This is a genomic window from Anaerostipes sp. MSJ-23, from assembly GCF_018918155.1.
In the GTDB taxonomy this organism is placed as follows: domain Bacteria; phylum Bacillota; class Clostridia; order Lachnospirales; family Lachnospiraceae; genus Anaerostipes.
On record NZ_JAHLPY010000009.1, the window covers coordinates 1 to 19604 of the forward strand.

General features: G+C 36.3%; 22 protein-coding genes. 6 read left to right on the plus strand and 16 right to left on the minus strand.

Going from position 1 to position 19604, the window contains the following annotated elements:
- The 3 genes from KQI71_RS07195 to KQI71_RS07210 form a co-directional block, all read left to right on the plus strand.
- Positions 1–204 (plus strand): transposase (locus tag KQI71_RS07195; RefSeq protein ID WP_216435243.1); only part of this gene is annotated, 204 nt, incomplete at its 5' end.
- Between the two features lie 156 nt (positions 205–360).
- On the plus strand, positions 361–1161 hold the full coding sequence (locus tag KQI71_RS07205) for an IS1380 family transposase (protein WP_216435319.1): 801 nt from the start codon (positions 361–363) through the stop codon (positions 1159–1161).
- Positions 1162–1601: 440 nt separating this feature from the next.
- On the plus strand, positions 1602–2156 hold the full coding sequence (locus KQI71_RS07210; protein WP_216435244.1) for a hypothetical protein: 555 nt from the start codon (positions 1602–1604) through the stop codon (positions 2154–2156).
- A gap of 98 nt (positions 2157–2254) precedes the next feature.
- Here the strand turns inward: KQI71_RS07210 and KQI71_RS07215 are convergent, their stop codons facing one another.
- From KQI71_RS07215 to nth, 7 genes are all read right to left on the minus strand, one after another.
- Complete coding sequence (locus KQI71_RS07215; RefSeq protein WP_216435245.1) at positions 2255–2752, minus strand: tRNA (cytidine(34)-2'-O)-methyltransferase; 498 nt, start codon at positions 2750–2752, stop codon at positions 2255–2257.
- Positions 2753–3916 (minus strand): aminotransferase class I/II-fold pyridoxal phosphate-dependent enzyme, encoded by a 1164-nt coding sequence (locus tag KQI71_RS07220; RefSeq protein ID WP_216435246.1) that lies wholly within the window; start codon positions 3914–3916, stop codon positions 2753–2755. It lies immediately after the preceding gene.
- Positions 3916–4410, minus strand: a complete 495-nt coding sequence (locus tag KQI71_RS07225) for an Lrp/AsnC family transcriptional regulator (protein ID WP_216435247.1) — start codon at positions 4408–4410, stop codon at positions 3916–3918. Before KQI71_RS07225 ends, KQI71_RS07220 begins: the two co-directional genes overlap by 1 nt.
- Before the next feature lie 22 nt (positions 4411–4432).
- On the minus strand, positions 4433–5053 hold the full coding sequence (locus KQI71_RS07230) for an AIR synthase-related protein (protein WP_216435248.1): 621 nt from the start codon (positions 5051–5053) through the stop codon (positions 4433–4435).
- A gap of 21 nt (positions 5054–5074) precedes the next feature.
- A complete protein-coding gene (locus tag KQI71_RS07235) occupies positions 5075–6598 on the minus strand; it encodes a VanW family protein (protein ID WP_216435249.1) in 1524 nt (507 codons plus the stop codon).
- A gap of 115 nt (positions 6599–6713) precedes the next feature.
- Positions 6714–7421 (minus strand): 3'-5' exonuclease, encoded by a 708-nt coding sequence (locus KQI71_RS07240; protein WP_216435250.1) that lies wholly within the window; start codon positions 7419–7421, stop codon positions 6714–6716.
- Positions 7418–8074 carry an endonuclease III gene (nth, locus tag KQI71_RS07245; RefSeq protein ID WP_216435251.1) on the minus strand — a complete coding sequence of 219 codons (657 nt, stop codon included), beginning with the start codon at positions 8072–8074 and terminating at the stop codon, positions 7418–7420. The genes KQI71_RS07240 and nth overlap by 4 nt, the downstream gene beginning before the upstream one ends.
- A 125-nt stretch (positions 8075–8199) precedes the next feature.
- On the opposite strand from nth, the gene KQI71_RS07250 reads away from it, so the two are divergent.
- The 3 genes from KQI71_RS07250 (at position 8200) to KQI71_RS07260 (ending at position 11041) form a co-directional block, all read left to right on the plus strand.
- Positions 8200–9072, plus strand: coding sequence for a Cof-type HAD-IIB family hydrolase (locus KQI71_RS07250; protein WP_216435252.1), 873 nt, complete (start codon positions 8200–8202; stop codon positions 9070–9072).
- 86 nt (positions 9073–9158) lie between these two features.
- Entirely contained in the window at positions 9159–10064 is a 906-nt protein-coding gene (locus KQI71_RS07255; RefSeq protein ID WP_216435253.1) for a Cof-type HAD-IIB family hydrolase, read from the plus strand.
- A gap of 92 nt (positions 10065–10156) precedes the next feature.
- Positions 10157–11041 (plus strand): Cof-type HAD-IIB family hydrolase, encoded by an 885-nt coding sequence (locus KQI71_RS07260; RefSeq protein WP_216435254.1) that lies wholly within the window; start codon positions 10157–10159, stop codon positions 11039–11041.
- A gap of 76 nt (positions 11042–11117) precedes the next feature.
- Here KQI71_RS07260 and pyk read toward each other — a convergent pair whose 3' ends face one another.
- From pyk to KQI71_RS07305, 9 genes are all read right to left on the minus strand, one after another.
- Complete coding sequence (gene pyk / locus KQI71_RS07265) at positions 11118–12113, minus strand: pyruvate kinase (protein WP_216435255.1); 996 nt, start codon at positions 12111–12113, stop codon at positions 11118–11120.
- A 108-nt stretch (positions 12114–12221) separates the two neighbouring features.
- Positions 12222–13070, minus strand: a complete 849-nt coding sequence (locus KQI71_RS07270; protein WP_216435256.1) for a Cof-type HAD-IIB family hydrolase — start codon at positions 13068–13070, stop codon at positions 12222–12224.
- Between the two features lie 14 nt (positions 13071–13084).
- On the minus strand, positions 13085–13588 hold the full coding sequence (locus KQI71_RS07275) for a hypothetical protein (RefSeq protein ID WP_216435257.1): 504 nt from the start codon (positions 13586–13588) through the stop codon (positions 13085–13087).
- 34 nt (positions 13589–13622) lie between these two features.
- Positions 13623–14957, minus strand: a complete 1335-nt coding sequence (locus tag KQI71_RS07280) for a 6-phospho-alpha-glucosidase (RefSeq protein WP_216435258.1) — start codon at positions 14955–14957, stop codon at positions 13623–13625.
- Positions 14958–15136: 179 nt separating this feature from the next.
- Positions 15137–15907 (minus strand): MurR/RpiR family transcriptional regulator, encoded by a 771-nt coding sequence (locus KQI71_RS07285; RefSeq protein WP_216435259.1) that lies wholly within the window; start codon positions 15905–15907, stop codon positions 15137–15139.
- Positions 15907–16674: a MurR/RpiR family transcriptional regulator gene (locus tag KQI71_RS07290; protein WP_216435260.1), complete on the minus strand. Its 768-nt coding sequence runs from the start codon at positions 16672–16674 to the stop codon at positions 15907–15909. The genes KQI71_RS07285 and KQI71_RS07290 overlap by 1 nt, the downstream gene beginning before the upstream one ends.
- 323 nt (positions 16675–16997) lie before the next feature.
- On the minus strand, positions 16998–17651 hold the full coding sequence (locus tag KQI71_RS07295; RefSeq protein ID WP_253287989.1) for a YczE/YyaS/YitT family protein: 654 nt from the start codon (positions 17649–17651) through the stop codon (positions 16998–17000).
- Positions 17652–17726: 75 nt separating this feature from the next.
- Positions 17727–18212, minus strand: coding sequence for a PTS sugar transporter subunit IIA (locus KQI71_RS07300; protein WP_216435261.1), 486 nt, complete (start codon positions 18210–18212; stop codon positions 17727–17729).
- A gap of 42 nt (positions 18213–18254) precedes the next feature.
- Positions 18255–19589: a 6-phospho-alpha-glucosidase gene (locus KQI71_RS07305; RefSeq protein ID WP_216435262.1), complete on the minus strand. Its 1335-nt coding sequence runs from the start codon at positions 19587–19589 to the stop codon at positions 18255–18257.
- Between the last annotated feature and the right edge of the window lie 15 nt (positions 19590–19604).

The following is a 19604-nucleotide window of genomic DNA, read 5'->3' on the forward strand; positions in this document are numbered from 1 at the left end:
GATGATAAGATCAGAAAACATACAGACAGCAAAAATGCGATCCAGAAGATCTACCAGCTGATCGCTGGATATTTTCAGGATGATGATGCAGATGAACTGACATCCGATCCAGTCTTTACAACGATCCTTGATAAAAGTTCTCTTGCATCACAGCCGACCATGTCTCGTTTTATCAACCGCTGTGATGAGATCTGCCGGTATTAGTTTGAGCTCATTCATCAGAAGTTAAGAGAGCGGATCTATTCATGGAAAAGACCGGATCATCTTTTGATCGATATCGATTCTACCCTGTTCACAACTTTTGGAACACAGGAAGGAAACTCTTTTAACTCACATTACAGAGATTAAGGATATCATCCTCTGGTTGCCTATGATGGACTGACAGGTGATCTGCTAAGTGCCTGCCTTCGGCCGGGAAGCAGTTATACTTCGAAAAATACAGTTGATTTTCTGAAACCTCTTTTGGACGAATTTAACAGATATTATCCGGATATTCCTCTGTACCTCCGAGGTGACAGTGGGTTCGCTGACATTATGATCTACGAAGCTCTGGAATCCAATGGGGTATCCTATGCGATCCGTATGAAAGAAAACAGACGGTTACATAGTGCTGCATCTTTTATAGAAGATGAACTGTTTACAAAAACAAAAGATAACCAGATCAATCATGCCGTCAGTTATGGCGAGTTCTTCTATAAAGCCGACAGCTGGCTTTATCCAAGAAGGATCGTCTGCAAGATAGAAAAGCCAGAAGGTCAGATGAACTTTTTGTATACTTTTATCGTGACAAACATGGATGGCCGTCCAGAGGATCTGATCTGTTTTTACTGGAAACGAGGCCTAATGGAAACATTTATCCGCGAATCAAAACACGGATTTCACATGGATGCCATGAGCAGTCACAGCATGACGGTCAATGCGAATAAACTGCAGATCAGTATGCTGGCATATAACTTATTTAATTGGTTTCGACGACTGGTACTTCCAAGAAGCATTCAAAAACTACAGGTTGATACAATTCGTTTCAAACGATTAAAAATAGCAGCAAAACTTGTTCGTTCTGCAAGATATCTGACATTTAAGCTGTGCAGTCATTGTCCATATAAAAATGAATTCTATGAAATTTTAGAACACATTTGTGGATTAAAGCAACTGGAATAACAAAATCTTTGTACCTTGACAGTTTCAAAATGTTCTTTATAAATTGATAGGATAAGTCTGCCTTTTTTTAGACTGTATTGGGGTAAAACAGAACGTATTTGAAATAGATACAAAAGCAATGATAGACCATGAGCAACTTTAGTTGCTCATGAATAATTCAGGTTAATGACAGTCTTATATTTTAAAAGAAAAGGAAGCAAAAGGCTATCAAGCCGTTGCCAATGTTTCACCAAAGACTGTAAGCACTACAAATATTTATTACGGCGGTTACAAATCCTCTGGAAAACTAAAAACATACACAACATATACTGCCATTCCTAATAAACGAGTATATAAAACAACCGACGTAAATGTAACTCTTTATCAATCAAAAATTTTAGATATACATACTTATACTAGTGAAAAATCTATATAATAATTATTAGTCTAAGGAGGTTTACATGAAAAAAAAGATTCTTATCTCCATTATTTTTGTTCTGAGCACAATAACATTGTTTGCCTGTAAAAAGACTTCTTCTGAAAGTAAATCAAAGAAAACAAATGCTTATCAGATCTTTCAACAAGACTACAAAAATATTGTGAAAAATTATAAACCTGATGGATTTACATCTATCAAAGACGGGGAGCATTCCTATTCATCTACGTCTTTTCCTGAAAATGATTATTTCAATGAAAAAAATGATATGGTAAATGATGATGCATTCAAACCATGCAAACGAAATTTATATTATATTAATAAAAAGAATCATGTTGTATTATATATTACCCATATGTATGTAAAGACTGCCATGAAAAAACAATGGCTAACCTATGATGTTCCAGCACAAGAATGTTCTGGAGAAAACATCCCATACTTTACCGAAGATTTTATGACATACCGTCACACTATGGTTAGTTTCAAAACAATTTATACTGGGAAGGATAAAAAATTCAAAAAAGAAACCCAGAACATTGCATCAAAAGCCATTCAACAATATATCAAATGTTTAAAATAAGGATGTTGTCAATCCCTACACTCAATAACATAAGCGCACAAAAAGCCCCAGCAGATGCTAACTACTGAGGCTTTTGCTTATTTTTATACGGTGAAACATCACCACTTGTAATGATGTAGCTGTCCTTCCATTTGAAACGCCTGAAATCCCTGATGTCTTAATACTTCATATGCTACAATGGCTACAGAATTTGATAAATTCAGAGATCGAATATGTGGCAACATCGGAATTCGAATAGCCGTTTCTTCATAATCAAGAAGAATTTCTTCTGGAATTCCAGCACTTTCCTTTCCAAACATAACATAAACATCTTCATCATTCTCATAGGTTGGATCTGAATAAACATGTTTTGCTTTTGTTGTTGCCATATAGATTTTTGGATGATTATTTTTTTCCAGAAAATCTTCAAAATTAATATAAGTACGTACATCAAGCTTATCCCAATAATCAAGCCCGGCACGTTTAATCATTCTTTCATTTAAACGAAAACCAAGTGGTTCAATCAAATGCAGCACTGCTCCGCAGGCTACGCATGTTCTTCCAATATTTCCTGTATTAGCCGGCATTTCCGGCTCATGTAATACTATGTGAAGCATCTATTTCTCCAATCTTTTGATAAATCTTTCCAGTCTTCCAAGTGCCTCTTTTAATTCTTCAATGGAATAAGCATAAGAAACTCTCAGGTAACCTTCTCCACATTTTCCAAATGCAGATCCTGGAACGATCGCTACTTTTTCTTCCTTTAAAAGTTGTGTTGCAAACTGTTCTGATGTCATACCAAACTTTTTAATCGATGGGAAAATATAAAAGGCGCCTTCTGGTTCAAAGCAATCCAATCCCATTCTCTTAAATTCGTGAATTAGGAATCTTCTTCTTTGGTTATATGCTGTACGCATTTCTGCTACTTCATCATCACATGAACGCATTGCCTCAATTGCCGCATACTGACTAGTCGTTGGTGCAGCCATAATACAAAATTGATGTACTTTGATCATCTGCTTCATAATCTCTCTTGGAGCTGCAACATAACCAAGTCTCCATCCCGTCATAGCAAACGCCTTAGAAAATCCATTAATCACAATCGAACGATCTTTCATTTCTGGCAAAGCTGCAATACTAAAATGTTCATGCCCATAAGTAAGTTCCGAATAAATTTCATCTGAAATAACCATCAAATCATGTTCATGTGCAAAATCTGCAATCGGCTCCAACTCTTCTTTTGTCATAACCGCACCCGTTGGATTGTTCGGGAAAGAGATGATAATTGCCTTTGTTTTATCTGTGACAGCCGCTTCTAGCTGTTCCTTTTTTAATTTAAACTTGTCTTCTTCCTTAAGACTTACGGTAACTGGAACTCCTCCCGCCATAATGACGCAAGCAACATAAGAAACAAAACAAGGCTGCACGATAATTACTTCGTCTCCTGGATTTAATATCGTACGCATGGCAACATCAATTCCTTCACTTCCACCAACAGTTACAAGAATCTCATGGCATGGATGATAAACAAGCTGATATTTTCTTTCTAAGTATTCACTGATCTCATATCTGAGTTCTTTTAATCCTGCATTTGATGTATAAAAAGTCTTTCCTCTTTCCAGAGAATAAATTCCTTCTTCGCGAATTCTCCATGGGGTATCAAAATCTGGTTCCCCAACACCAAGAGAAATGGCATCTGGCATCTCACTAACAATATCAAAAAACTTTCGAATCCCAGATGGCTCTAATCCCACAACTCTTTCTGATAAAAAATTTCTCATTATGGAGTCACCGCCTGTCTTTCATCTACCTTTTTTGCTTCCAGCACAGTTCCATGATCTTTATATTTTTTCAATACAAAATGAGTCACTGTACTGACAACAGATTCAAGCGGCGCAAGTTTTGATGATGTAAATAGAGAAATTTCTTTCATCGTCTTACCTTCCAGCATAACCATGAAATCATATCCTCCAGACATTAGATATACTGCCTTTACTTCAGGGAAATTATAAATACGTTCTGCAATTCTGTCGAATCCCTGTCCTCTCTGAGGTGTTACTTTTACCTCAATCATCGCCGTCAGCTGATCTTTACTTGTATTATCCCAGTTAATCAACGTGTGATAACCACAGATAATATGTTCCTTCTCCATATCTGCGATCTCATTGGCGACCTCTTCTTCTGACACATCCAGCATTACTGCGAGATCATGAAGTTCCAGACGACTGTTCTTTTCAATCAGCTTTAAAATCAATTCCCTAAGTTCTGTGTTCATAACATCCTCCATTTCCATATAACTAACAAATCTTATATAGCTCATCATATCTTGAAGCTTCCAGATTTCCTACTTTTCCCTGGCGATAGATCAGTTTTTCTCTGGATGCCGTTGTATGACCGATAATTCTTGCCTGAATCTCTCTTCTTTGTAAAGTATCTGCCAGCTTTCTTCCCTGATTTGTTGCAATTAAAATGCATCCTCCTGATAAAAGTTGGTATGGATTCAGATCATATTTTTCGCATAATTCAATTGTTGGTTGTTTTATAACAATATCTTCGATTGAAATTTCCAGTCCAATACCTGCTTTTTTTGCGAGTTCCCACAAAGCTCTATAAATTCCACCTTCTAGAACAATCTGTACCGCAGAAACATCACATCCTGCAGTAATATCTTCTGGTATAAAACGTGACATTTCCAAACACTGATACGCTTCTTCCAGAAAAGGTTTTGAAAACCACTGTTTAAGCTCGTCTTCCTTTACCTGTGCAAGAATTCCTGTCCCTGCAAGTCCTGGAAAACCAACCAGGACAAGGTCCTGGTCCGGCTTTGCAAATAACTCCTGCCATACAGGATTCTCCACCTTCCACTGTGTGGCTATCATTTTTTGGAGGGAAACTCTTGATAACTGTTCTGTTTTCATTTATTCACCTGTTTTCCCTAATTATTCATTTGTTTGAGCTGCAGTTGTTCTCTGCGTAGATCTTGCGGTTGTGGCTCTTTGTGTACTTCTTGCAGTTGTCGATCTTGCTGTCGTTGATCTTGTCGAACTTGTTGCATATGTGGATCTTGCAGTTGTGGCACTGCTTTCCGAAGTACTCATTGTACTTTCTGAAGACTGTGTTGATTCTGTAGCAGCTTCTTTTGTACCTACACGATACGTTGGTGCAATTGCCATATACGTAGATTCATTAAACACTTTCTTTGATTTTTGTTTTCCATTAATTTTTACAATTTTCCACAGACGTGCAGTATAACCTGTTTGTCCTCCACGTTCCAAAATCTTTGTCCCAACTGGCAATGTTGGATCACTGATTTGCTTTTCACCAGTACTTTGTTTCGTCGAAGTTGTCTCCGAAACAAATTCTACGGTTCGATTCGGATCTTTTTTAACTCCATAAACAGTAAATGTGATAGACGCCCCATCTGCCTTTCCTTCAATATAAATTGGGAAATCATTATTATTTTTAAATTTCATATCCTTCGATGTTCCAGCAATAGCTGCATCGGCAGAACGTGGAACATAATGTACCGTCATAGAATGTGGATGTCTTTCCTTAATCTCAAGTTCAGCACGAATCACTGCATTATAAAGCGTTGTGGATACCTGACAGATTCCTCCTCCATAAGTCTGAACCGTTTGTCCATTTTCATAAGACCCAGCCAGCTCATATCCGTTTTTCTTTGTAAATGGAGAAACTGCTTTATAAACAGAGAATGTTTCTCCTGGATAAACAACAGTCCCATTAATCTTCTTAGCACCATTGGCTACATTGGCTTTTCTTCCATATGGAGAAGAACTATAGTCTGTTGAAAATTTACCCATAACATCTTTAATCTTTTCTACATCTTTTGTTGTATACTTAGCTTTTTCACGAATGGCATCAATTTTACATTCATTTTTACCATCATCAACTGCCTTTTTAAAATTGTCAAATGTCTCATCAATCTTTAGATCATAGCCGGCTCTTTCTTTTACCACAATAAATTTTCCATTTTTTCTTTTTACTGTTGCATTTTGAGGCTCTGCTACTAATTTTTCTGCTGATTTTCGAATCTGCTTTTCGAATTTCTTTTTATCATATTTACAGTAAACTGCTACTTTTACATTTTTATTTTTTACTGCTGCATATTTCTTAAAAATACCACCAGTTCTTCCGACATCATAAGCTTCCTGTGCTGTCTTTTGAGCATTTGGCGCTGCTCCGAGAGACTCAATAGATGTCTTAATTTTTTCATCATCTGTAGTTATTGTAATCTTTCCTTTATGAAGATCTGCAACACGAGCCTGAATTGCTTTTTCAGCTTCCTCTTTTGTCATTCCTCCAAGATGAATTCCACTACATGTTACCCCATCAAGAATACGATCACTTTTCACTGCACCACTAACGGTCATATTCAGATGCAAGATTACCGCAAGAACTGCAATGATAATAACACCTGCTCCAATTCCTAAAGTCTTTTTCATATCTTTTACCCTTCATTTCCTTTTTGTTACATCATTAGATAACCGGCTACCATCGTACCTACCATGACAATAACCAGCACAATGGCTACAATTGTTACAAAAATTCTTTGTTTGTTCATTTCTTCATCACCCCATAATTTAAAATAATGCGGTCAATTTCTTTCGACGCTTCTCTTTGCGTCATCCCATCAACCTTTGCGCTATCTTTTATTTTATGATATTTTACTAGTTCCTTCAAGTAGCGTATCTGCTTTTGCGTTGCCGGGCGTTGCTTTTTTACGCGATACTGAAGCTGCTTTGGTTCAAAGAGTTCTTTTTCCTGCGGAAATTCCTTCTTCATCTGCTCAAATACAACAGCAGTCGCCAATGCATCATCATAAGCTCGATGCGCTGCTTCATTAACATAATGATAATAAGAACAAAGAGTTCCTAGCTTCTTATTTTCCAGTCCCTTTAAGAGTTTTCTCGCAAGTACAAGCGTATCTACTCCTTTTTTTTCAAACGATCTGGAAACTGATTTTGCTGCAATTTTCATAAAACTATAATCAAACATAATATTGTGTCCAAGAACTGGAAACCCTTCACTAAAATCAAGGAATCCTTCTACTCCATCTTTTAATGGGATTCCTTTTGAAAGCATCTCTCTTGAAATTCCTGTTAGCTCTACAACGAAATTGCTCACAGGAACCTCCGGATAGATAATACAATTATACTTTCCAATAATTTTTTCATTCCGAATCTTTACAGCACCAATTTCAATCATCTGATCATTTTCTGGTGAAAGTCCGGTTGTTTCAAGGTCAAATGCTACATATTCTTTCATTGATCTACCTCACAGGATGGACATACAGATTGCAGTGTACATTCTAAACATTTTGGTCTCCTGGCAATACAAATCTTACGTCCATGGGTAATGATCTGTATATTATAAAGGATCCATTGTTCTTTCGGAAGAATTTTCATAAGGTCTTGCTCAATTTTTACCGGGTCATCATTTTTTGTAAGATACAAAAGTTTTGAAATTCTCTTCACATGAGTATCCACAACAATGCTTGGCTCATGATAAATATTTCCACGAATCACATTGGCTGTTTTTCTTCCAACTCCGGCTAAAGCGACAAGATCTTCTATTTTTTCCGGTACAATCCCCTGATGTCTCTCCAGCAACTGATTTGCGCATAAAATGATATTTTTTGCCTTATTTTTATAAAAGCCCGTTGAATAAATATCCTGTTCCATTTCTTTTCTATCTGCATTTGCAAATGCTTCCAGTGTTGGATATTTTACGAACAGATTCGCTGTTACTTTATTGACCCGCTCATCTGTACACTGGGCACTAAGCATGGTTGCAAATAAAAGCTGCCATGGTGTCTCATAATTTAAATAACATTTATATTCCGTAGAGTATGTTTCATTCAAAATGTCACAAATCTTTTGTACACGCTCTTTGGTAATTCTTTTCGATACTTTCGACATCTACTCATCTCCCACTAAGTTATCTTATCATTGTACACAAATGATCCTTCTCTTTCAAGCAACTTTTTCTATATTTTCACTGACATTTATGCTACGATAAATATACAAAATAAAAGGAGGGAATTATGATTAAATTTATCGTTTCTGATCTGGATGGAACACTTCTGGACAGCAGACAACAACTAACAAAACGAACAGCTCTAGCAATCCAAAAATTGCAAAAAAAAGGGGTACGTTTTCTTTTAAATACAGAACGCGAATATTTTGATGCCAAGCATCTGATAAAACAGGCCGGTATTGAATGTGATATGATCTGCTCCGGGGGTGCCTGTATCGTTGATCAAAAAGGACAAAATCAACGTGCCTCCTATATTCCGCAAGATCAAATTGCTCCAATGCTACGTCTTTTTGGAAAACATCGAACCTTTTATGAAATTTATAGCACAAAAGGACGTTGTATTCTTGGTACAAAAAAAGCCTATGAAACTTATCTTACAACAGAAGTAATCCCATCCCTTCTCTTACAGGATAAAAATTTCAGTCTAACGCAAAAAGCTTTTGATCAGCGCATCAATGAAACTCTTTTTTATGATAGTGCCAATGCTCTTTTGAAAGAAAATCCAAAAATTTTAAAAATTACAACCAGCTCTAATGATACATGGAAACTTGAAAACTTAAAAAGAGAAATTCAAGAACAAGTCCATCAGCTGGTTGTATCAGATGATTCCATCTATCGTCTGGAAATTACCGCAATCGAAGCTTTAAAAGGTGTTGCACTGAAAGAATACATGGAAGATCACAATCTTTCTCTAAAGCATACATTGGTCATCGGTGATGGCGAAAATGATTACTCTATGCTGGCTCTTCCTTATATTTATAGTGTTGCGATGGAAAATGCTACTCCATTAATCCAGAATATCTGCGAATATCAGACAAAGAGCAATGATGAAAACGGCGCTGCACTTGTTTTTGAAAATATTTTACATCAGCATACTTAATTTTTCATGATTTTAACACACATAACATCATAACTTTTTATTCCGGTGCTAGCATAAAAATAGACTAAAAAAAGGAGAAAAAGTATATGATTCGTTTATTTGCATCTGATATGGATGGAACTTTATTAAATAATAATGGCTATATTTCCCGCTACACAGCTGATACAATTCGTAAATTACAAAAATGCGGAATTGAATTTATTGTAAATACCGGCCGCGAGTACCGCAGCGCAAAAAAAGAATTAGATGCAGCAAATATTTCCTGTGATCTTATTTGCTGCAGCGGTGCTTGCACCTATGATCGATTTGGAAATCCTTATAATATCTTTTCTATTCCCAAAAGTACCGTAAAGAAAATTCTTGCAATTTTTAAAAGACACGGTGCCTTCGCCGATATATCCACAGAACTTGGAAAATGTTCTATTGAAAATCCACAGACTTTGTTGTCTTATTACTATAACGAAGTTTTTCCTGCAGTAAAACTTGAAAATAAGATTTATTTTAAGAATGAACAAGATTTTAAACAAATGACAGATAGTGTTCACTACTTTGAACACGCAGACAGTCTTCTTAGAAGCGATGTTCCAATCTATAAAATTTCCACAACTTTTTTTGATTCCAAAAAGACTTCTGCTCTTCGTTCTGAAATTGAAGAAATCCCAGGGCTTCACATTGCTTCCACAGCCTCCACGGATCTCGAAATTAGCGACGAAAAAGCACAAAAAGGGTATGCCTTACTTCGTTATGCCCATCAAAAATCCGTCGATCCTTCCGAAATTCTCGCTATTGGGGACAGCGAAAACGATGCTTCCATGCTTTCCCTAAATCTTGGAAAAACCGTTGCTATGGCAAATGCAGATCCAAAGATTATCAAAATGTGTTCTGCTCAGACTTTATCCAATGCAGAAGACGGTGTTGCTGTCTTAATGGAAGGTCTCATCATGGAACGATATTTCTATGAAATGGACCGTCATTACGCATTTGGAATATAGTTTCTATTTTTTCCTCTTTGTGATAACATGATGATTAGGTAAAAGTACATAAGCTTCAACCAATTTATCGGATTTTAAGGAGGAAAAATAACATGATACGCTTAGTCGCATCCGATCTTGACGGAACTTTGCTTGACAGTTACCGCAGGATTACGGAAACAAACAGAGAAGCTATCCGAAAGCTTCAGGAAAATGGCATTGAATTTATTATCAATACCGGACGTGAGTACCAAAATGCTATTGAAATCGCGAAAGAAGCCAATCTGACCTGTGGCTTTATATGCAGCAATGGTGCCAGTGGATATGATGAAAAAGGGAATCTTTTATTTGAGCATTTTATTCCACCAGAAAATGTAAAAAAAATCCTTTCCGTTTTCCATGAAATGGGATTTACACCCAATATCTTCACCAACAAAGGACGTCTTTCCCTTTTGTCTCCAGAAGAATTAAAAGTATATACAAAAGAGGTTATGATTCCATCAATGCAAGTTAGCCACCCTGACTTTAACTACTCAGAAAAAGATTTTCAACAGTTACTAAAAAATGTAATTTTTATTGATGGAGAAGAATCCCTTTATAATGGAGAACATCAAATTTTGAAAATCATTTCCCAAAATCCAGATCCAGAGAAACTTCCAGTTCTCGCAAATGCCCTAAAGAAAATTCCTGGTCTCTCGATTGCTAATACATCAACAACGGACATTGAAATTACTTCCAGTGAAGCACAAAAAGGGCTGGGACTAATGGACTATGCAAAACGGCGCGGATATACTGCAGACGAGATCGTAGCCATTGGGGACAGTGGAAATGATTATTCTATGCTTTCCCTTCCTGGCATTCACTCCGTTGCAATGGCAAATGCAACAGAAGAAATTCAAAATATTTGTGTCTATCGAACGAGAGATAATAAAAATGATGGTATCGCCTATATTATTAAATGCATTCTTACAGACCGAAATAATTTTGAATTGCGTTAAATAAAATCTAAAAAACAACCATTGGGCAGCACATTGTGTAATATGTACTTCCATGGTTGTTTTTTATTTCGTATTTTTAACTTTCCAGCTCTTTTAAATAATCTTCCGCCTCTTTTCCTGTGTCAACAAGCATCTTTATCGCTTCTGCCGGATATTTTCCAGCAGCTGTCTCCCCTGTCAACATTACAGCATCTGCTCCCTGCTCAATTGCATGAAAGATATCATTTACCTCTGCTCTTGTTGGATATGGATGCTCTATCATAGAATGAAGCATTTGTGTAACCACCATAAATTTTCTTCCATATTTCTGACACCTTCTTGCAATTTCAGCCTGAAGCCGTGGAAGTTTATGATAAGGAACTGCATTTCCAAGATCTCCCCTTGCAATAACGATATAATCACAAAATGGAAGAATTTCCTGCAAATGTTCCACCCCTTGCATATTTTCGATCTTAGCAAAAATCCGAATATTTTTATAACCATTTTGATCCAATGCCGTTCGAAGATCTAAGAGATCCTCCTTTCCACGTACAAACGGAAGCATTACATCTGTTACTCCATATTCTTCTGCAAAATTCAAATTCTCAAGATCCTTTTGTGTCAATGTTGGACGTTCTACTTGACACCCCGGCAGCGTAATTCCCTTTCTGGATGACAAAGGACCACCACACAAAACCCTACAGCGGCATTTTCCATCTTTTTGCTCTTCTGTAACTTCCAATTCCAATTTTCCATCATCAATGAGAATTTCCTGTCCTTTTTTGAAATATGGCAAAATTTCTTTCTGCACCGGAATCTGCCCGTCTCCAACGGTAACTTCTTGTCCCTTCTTTAATACCATCATCCCAGACATAGCTCCAACGCGAATCTCCGGTCCCATTAAATCAATCATAAAATCAGGATATATTTCGCATTCTTTTGCTGCCTTAAAATAAGTCTTAATCAAACTTTCACTTTCTCTTAAAGAACGATGTGATAAATTTAAACGAACGCCTGTCATTCCTGCTTTTATCATTTGTTTTAAGGTCTCCACATGCGCACATGCAGGACCCAATGTTCCAAAATACTCCATAAAAAAAGAAGCCTCCTTTACTTCTTTTTATTTTACCATATTTAAAAAAAACTGAAAGCCTATAGTCAAACCACAGGCCTTCAATATTGATGGATTGCTTTTCTTCTCTTAATCTCTGCTTACCATCGTCTGTATTGCATATGCTACACCATCTTCATCGTTGCTTTTTGTTATAAAATCTGAAATTTCCTTCACTTCCGGCAATGCATTTCCCATTGCAACAGCTGTTCCGACTGCAGATAACATATTCAGATCATTGCCGCTATCTCCAATTGCCATGGTCTCTTCCTGCTTGATTCCAAGAAGATCTGCCAGTTTCAACAATGTTTTTCCTTTTTGAGCTTCTTTTGAAACAATTTCCAAATTTTCCGGCACCGCACTTGTAATATCCCACCAGTCTTTCCAACGAAATTCTTCAATCACCTGCTTCTTTACTTCAGGATCTTCAAAAAATAAATTAAGTTTTTCAATTGGAAAAGGATCCTTATGAAAACGTTGATATAAATCTTTCAAAAAAATCGTCCTGCCCATCATCATTTTAAGATTCGGATATTTCTCCAATATTCTTTTTGAACTTGCCTTTGCAGATTCATCACAATAAACATTTCCATCATAGAAAAACTCTAAATGAAGATTCTTTGTTTTTAGAATATCTACTGTTTCTGAAAGATGCTCTATTTCCATTAATGCTTCATAGACTGGTTTCTCCGTTTTCAAGTCCGTAATGGATGCCCCATTTGAGGTCAAAATATAACGAATCCCTTCTATATTAAACAGTTGCTCTGGGATTAATGCTTTTGGCCTTCCTGTCGCTGGAACAACAACAACACCTTTTTCTATAATATTAGAAATAACCTCACACGTATGTGAGGTTATTTCTTTTTGACTATTAAATGTTGTTCCATCCAGGTCAAGCGCAATCAATTTTATATCTTTTTTGATTTCTCTTCCTGTCAAAACTTTTTCCTCCTTTAAATTCCAACTTGTCCAATTTGAATCATTGCAAACAAACAAATAGCTGCAAAGATTAAAACAACAATACTTCCTGAAATATCACGGAGAAAATGATTTTTAAAAGTTTTCTGAACCGAATCTTTCACTGATATCTTGTATGTTTTAATACACTGATAGGTAAGGAAAGCAAGAACTAATACATAGATAAGGTTTTGGAGCATTAATTCAGCTATTATCATCAGCCCAAGATTTATCATCGCATATCCATAATCACCATCATCTAAATGCTCTTTTAGATAACCAAGTAGATAAGCAATAAACGGATTGATCATGGCAACAAGAAACATGACCGTAAACTTAGGGTTGGACTGGAGGATGCTCTGAAGAGATCCTCCATATTTTGCAGTATCCACAGATAAATATGTCAATGCCATAAATGGGCTGAGTGCGAGCAATATACGGATAATCGTAAAGATACGATCTACAGTATTTGTCTGAACTTTGTTTGTCATCAGTTTCATGTCTTGCTCTCCTTCCTTTTCTTTGGTTTTTTCCTTATTTCAATTCTGGCCAGAAATCCTTGTTTGCTTCAATTAAATCATCTAAGATCTGTTTTGCTACTTTTGCACTTGGTACTGTCTTTGATAATGTCAGTGCCTGCCATAACTTCTGATAGCTTCCTTCGATCCATGCTTCGACTGTCAGTTTTTCTACGCTTACCTGCTGTTCCATCAATCCTTTCTGGAACTGTGGGATTGCTCCCTGACAAATCTTTTCATATCCATTGCTTCCTACGATACATGGAATTTCTACCATGGCTGTGCGATCAAAGTTTTCTACCGCTCCCTCATTTGGTACAATTAACAGGAATCTTTCCTGTGTATTTTCTGCAATGGCGCATGCAAGATCTACGATATAAGTTGCATGTGCATCTGGCTCAAATGCACTTCCTACCGCTGTTCCACTTTCGATGATCTTTCGGCATTCTCCAAAGACGAATTTTTCTCTTCCGTCCATAACTTCGTTCGCTCTGGTATATTCTGGATTCGATGTTTCTACAACATAATCTGGGAACAGATAGTATTTTAAGTATGTATTTGGAATGGTTTCTGGATCTACTGCATATACATCTCTTGCTTTCTGGAATGTGTGTACCCAGCTTTCATCTACATGCTGGTTGGAATCTGATAATGCATCTGCATATCCGTTTGCTGCCATATGTTCTTTGATCTGTGGCATTAAGTCATTTCCTTCAGAATCATAGATCTTATTCCACCATCCAAAGTGGTTTAATCCATAGTATCCGTACTGCATTTCTTTTCTGGATTTTAATCCCACCATGTTTGCCATTTTTTCCATTAAGTCGATTGGCATATCGCAGATATTTAAGATCTTAGAATCCGGTCTTAATCTTCTTGTTGCTTCTGCTACAATCGCTGCTGGGTTTGAGTAGTTTAACATCCATGCATCTGGTGAATATTTTTCCATGTAGTCAAGGATTTCAATAACTCCACCGATGGAACGCATTCCGTAAGCAATTCCTCCTGGTCCGCAAGTTTCCTGTCCGACAACTCCATATTTCAAAGGAATCTTTTCATCTTTTTCACGCATTGCATATTTTCCTACACGGATATGTGCTAACACAAAATCAATATCTGTGAACGCTGTTTCTGGATCTGTTGTATAATCAAATGCTACGTCTGGTGCATTTTCTTTTAAATAAATTTCACATGCTTTTGCTACTGTTTCCTGTCTTTCGGCATCATTGTCATAAAACTTGATGGAACGAATTGGGAATCTGTCCATGTGATCTAAAAGCATTAATACGATACCTGGTGTAAATGTACTCCCACCACCTGCTACTGTAATTGAATATTTTTTCTTCGCCATTTTTCATTCCTCCTGAATGCTTATTTTTCTTTGTTGAACTCATCATACTATCGTATGGATTTTTATACAATAGTTTGAAACCATTCAGGAACTTCTCATTCATGTTGTAGTATTTCACAAAAGGTGTGATTTTTCACAAACCACGTATTTTCGTGCTTTACAGACATTTTTGCTAAAAATCATGCTTGTTTTCTCGTCTGATATTCCATATATTTTAATGTCAAAAATTCATTGACAATATGAAAATGAAGCGTCGGATAATAAACATATCCATAGCCAACAGTCCGGATTTCTTCTACATGAAATGTCAAAGTCTCATCTGCCAAATCATAAAGTTCTCCTTTTCCTTCCATGGCAATCAATAAAATTTTTGCCCCTTTTTCTTTTACCTCTTTTGCTTTTTTTATCTGTTTTTCATTCTTCCCTGACAGACTGATAAAAATCACAAGATCTTTTGATGTCAAATTTTCCTGAATCAATTCAAATTCAACACCACCTTCTACTGTATTAATAAAAACTCCTTGATACAAAAATTTTTCTTTTAATTCCTTTGCAGCTATTTTCTGAATTGATCCAGAACCCTGTGTATAAATTCGTTCCGCATCTTCAATCATTTGGCAAACCGAATCCATATTCTTATCTTCCAACCGACGAATCGATGAAACAAAGCTATTCGCATTGCGATCCATATCTTTTTCTTCATACAAAATTTCCGCCTTATCTTCCCATTTTAGAAAAGACCTCATTTCACTATAACCAGAAAAACCAAGTTTTTTAGCAAACCGTAAAATCGTTGTATGAGATACATGACAAAAAACTGCCAGCTGCTGAATAGAAATTTTCTTACATATATCTTTATGAGAAACAATATATGCCCAGATTTGCATATCACTTTCATTTAAACTATCAAATTTTTTCTGGATTAATTCCTCCATACTTCTAGCTCTCATCAGACTTCCTCCCCACTCTTTTCTTCTACATACTCAAGGTAACGTAAAAACAGCATTTCTGACAAAATAAAATAGGAAGTCATGGATTCATAACGCCCTTTGTATATGTTTTGTTCTACCGTTGTTGTCGAAATATAAAGATTATAACTACTGAGCTCCGCCAACGAATTTTTTTTCTGTTTTGTGATCGAGATAATTGGAACACCTTTAATTTTTGCCCGCTTTGCAAAATCAATCGTATGCACTCCTTCACCTGAAACAGAAATAATCAATAGCAGATCCTCATTATTCATATAGCTCAAAACTGTTTCATACTCTGTAATTCCATCAAAATCATAGAAATTCTTATTTACAAAGTAAAACAAGCGTTTAAATTCTTTTGCAACGGTTCTCTGTACCATTCCAGTTCCAAAAACAAAAATTCGTCTTGCCTGATAAATTAGTTTTATGATTTCATGAAAATCCTGTTGTACAATGTCCTGCATCATTTCCTCATAGGCAAGACAAACTTTAACTGCTTTGCTTGTTTCTTTTTTATTATCATCATTCTCCATCTTTAGATGAACTTTAAATTCTCCGAATCCTTTTAAAGATAACTTCTTTGTAAACCGTAAAATCGTTGTCCTAGATACATTACATTTCCCTGCCAGCTGCTCGATTGTCATATTTTCACATTGTTTCTTATGATTTTCCACGTAGTTCCATATATACAGATCGTTTTCACTAAGCCGGTCACTGTATTGATTCATTAATTCTTCTAGCCTCATATTTTCCTTCTCTCTTATGATACAGTTATAGTTCCGACACATGCTTATTAAAAAAATGCCAAGTAAACCGGTACTAACTGCTATGATTAAGGTTCCTGTTTTTTAATTTCCTCTAAATATTAAAGCTATTATAACATAGATTAATTGTACTCCTACAGATTTTAATTTAAATATGATATATTTCTCTAAAAATACTGTCTAAAAAACATATCACATAATGCCAATAATTAAAACTTTGTTCGTATCAAGTTGACACAAAAAGAAAAACCTCCAGTAGGCTGCAACTACTGAGGTTTTTTACTTTTTCAAAGAGAAAATATTTTTCATCTACAGAAGGAAAACATTTTTTTAAATTTCCTATGATATAGCCATGGTTTTGATACATGCTCATTAAAAAACTGTACAAGTGGGCCGGTGCCAACTGCTGTAATCAAAGTACCAATTCCTACATTTCCTCCAAATATTAAGGCTGTTACAACACAGACGATGTCTGTTGTAATCCTGCATACTCTAAACGGAATCTTACTCTTTTCATGAATCTGTACCCCTAAAGCATCATATGGAGCACTCCCAAGATCTGGTGTCATATAAATAGAACATCCAAGACAAATACCTAGAATGGCTATAATAAGAAATACGATACGCAATACGATTCCATGTGGATTTTCAAAAAACATATGGTATCTACTCGTAAAAAAATCTACCAGCAGACCACACCCTGTCATATTCCATAATGTTCCAAATCCAAACACTGCTTCTATTTTCTTTTTTTCTTTTAACACATGTAAGAAAAGCCCTATGAGAATCGCTGCATTTACAAAAATCTGCCATATACCATAAGAAACCGGAAGATGTGCGCTCACTGACATATTCATACAACTAAATGGATCCACTCCAAATCCAGACAAGTTTAACACTGCTACGCTAAGTCCTATCAATATAACTCCGATAAATGCCATCCAGTATCTTTTTATCATTTTTCTTTTTTCCTTTCACCACAAATAGGGAACCTTGCTTTCGCAAAGTTCCCCTCTTTTTTAGATTCCACTTTTTTATTTACAAATTTTAAATAAAACGTCTCCAACATTTACAGGTCCTTCTGTTTTTACAAATTCGATCTTATATTCATCCATTGCAGTTAAAACAATTGGTGTCACGATCTCTTTTCCCTGCGATTTTACAAAATCAAGATCAATCGTTCCCATCAATTCTCCTGCATGAACTTCATCCCCTACGGAAATATCAAGATCAAATCCTTCACCGTTTAATTCAACGGTATCCATTCCAATGTGCATCAGAAGCTCCGCTCCATTGTCCAATACAAAACCAATTGCATGTTTTGTATCAAATATAGAAGCAACTTTTCCATCTACAGGAGCGTATAAATTTCCATTTACTGGATCAATTGCTACGCCATCTCCCATAACTTTATCAGAAAACATAGGGTCATTCACTTTTTCTAGAGGAAGCGCATTTCCTTCAAAAAACGCCTTTATTTCAACTGCACTATCTTTCTTTTTCTTCTTAAAAAATAACATGTTATCCACCTTTCTTCTCATGCACATTGACGGGAAATTTTCTTATTTTAATTCCGGCCAGAAATCCTTGTTTGCTTCAATTAAATCATCTAAGATCTGTTTTGCTACTTTTGCACTTGGTACTGTCTTTGATAATGTCAGTGCCTGCCATAACTTCTGATAGCTTCCTTCGATCCATGCTTCGACTGTCAGTTTTTCTACACTTACCTGCTGTTCCATCAATCCTTTCTGGAACTGTGGGATTGCTCCCTGACAAATCTTTTCATATCCATTGCTTCCTACGATACATGGAATTTCTACCATGGCTGTGCGATCAAAGTTTTCTACCGCTCCCTCATTTGGTACAATTAACAGGAATCTTTCCTGTGTATTTTCTGCAATGGCGCATGCAAGATCTACGATATAAGTTGCATGTGCATCTGGCTCAAATGCACTTCCTACCGCTGTTCCACTTTCGATGATCTTTCGGCATTCTCCAAAGACGAATTTTTCTCTTCCGTCCATAACTTCGTTCGCTCTGGTATATTCTGGATTCGATGTTTCTACAACATAATCTGGGAACAGATAGTATTTTAAGTATGTATTTGGAATGGTTTCTGGATCTACTGCATATACATCTCTTGCTTTCTGGAATGTGTGTACCCAGCTTTCATCTACATGCTGGTTGGAATCTGATAATGCATCTGCATATCCGTTTGCTGCCATATGTTCTTTGATCTGTGGCATTAAGTCATTTCCTTCAGAATCATAGATCTTATTCCACCATCCAAAGTGGTTTAATCCATAGTATCCGTACTGCATTTCTTTTCTGGATTTTAATCCCACCATGTTTGCCATTTTTTCCATTAAGTCGATTGGCATATCGCAGATATTTAAGATCTTAGAATCCGGTCTTAATCTTCTTGTTGCTTCTGCTACAATCGCTGCTGGGTTTGAGTAGTTTAACATCCATGCATCTGGTGAATATTTTTCCATGTAGTCAAGGATTTCAATAACTCCACCGATGGAACGCATTCCGTAAGCAATTCCTCCTGGTCCACATGTTTCCTGTCCGAGTACTCCGTATTTTAGAGGGATCTTCTCGTCTTTTTCACGCATTGCGTATTTTCCTACACGGATATGTGCTAATACGAAGTCGATGTCTGTGAACGCTGTTTCTGGGTCTGTTGTATAATCAAATGCTACTTCTGGTGCATTTTCTTTTAAATAGATCTCACATGCTTTTGCAACTGTTTCCTGTCTCTCTGCATCGTTATCATAAAACTTGATGGAACGAATTGGGAATCTATCCATATGATCTAGAAGCATCAATACGATACCTGGTGTAAATGTACTTCCACCACCTGCGACTGTGATTGAATATTTTTTCTTTGCCATTTCTTCTTTCCTCCG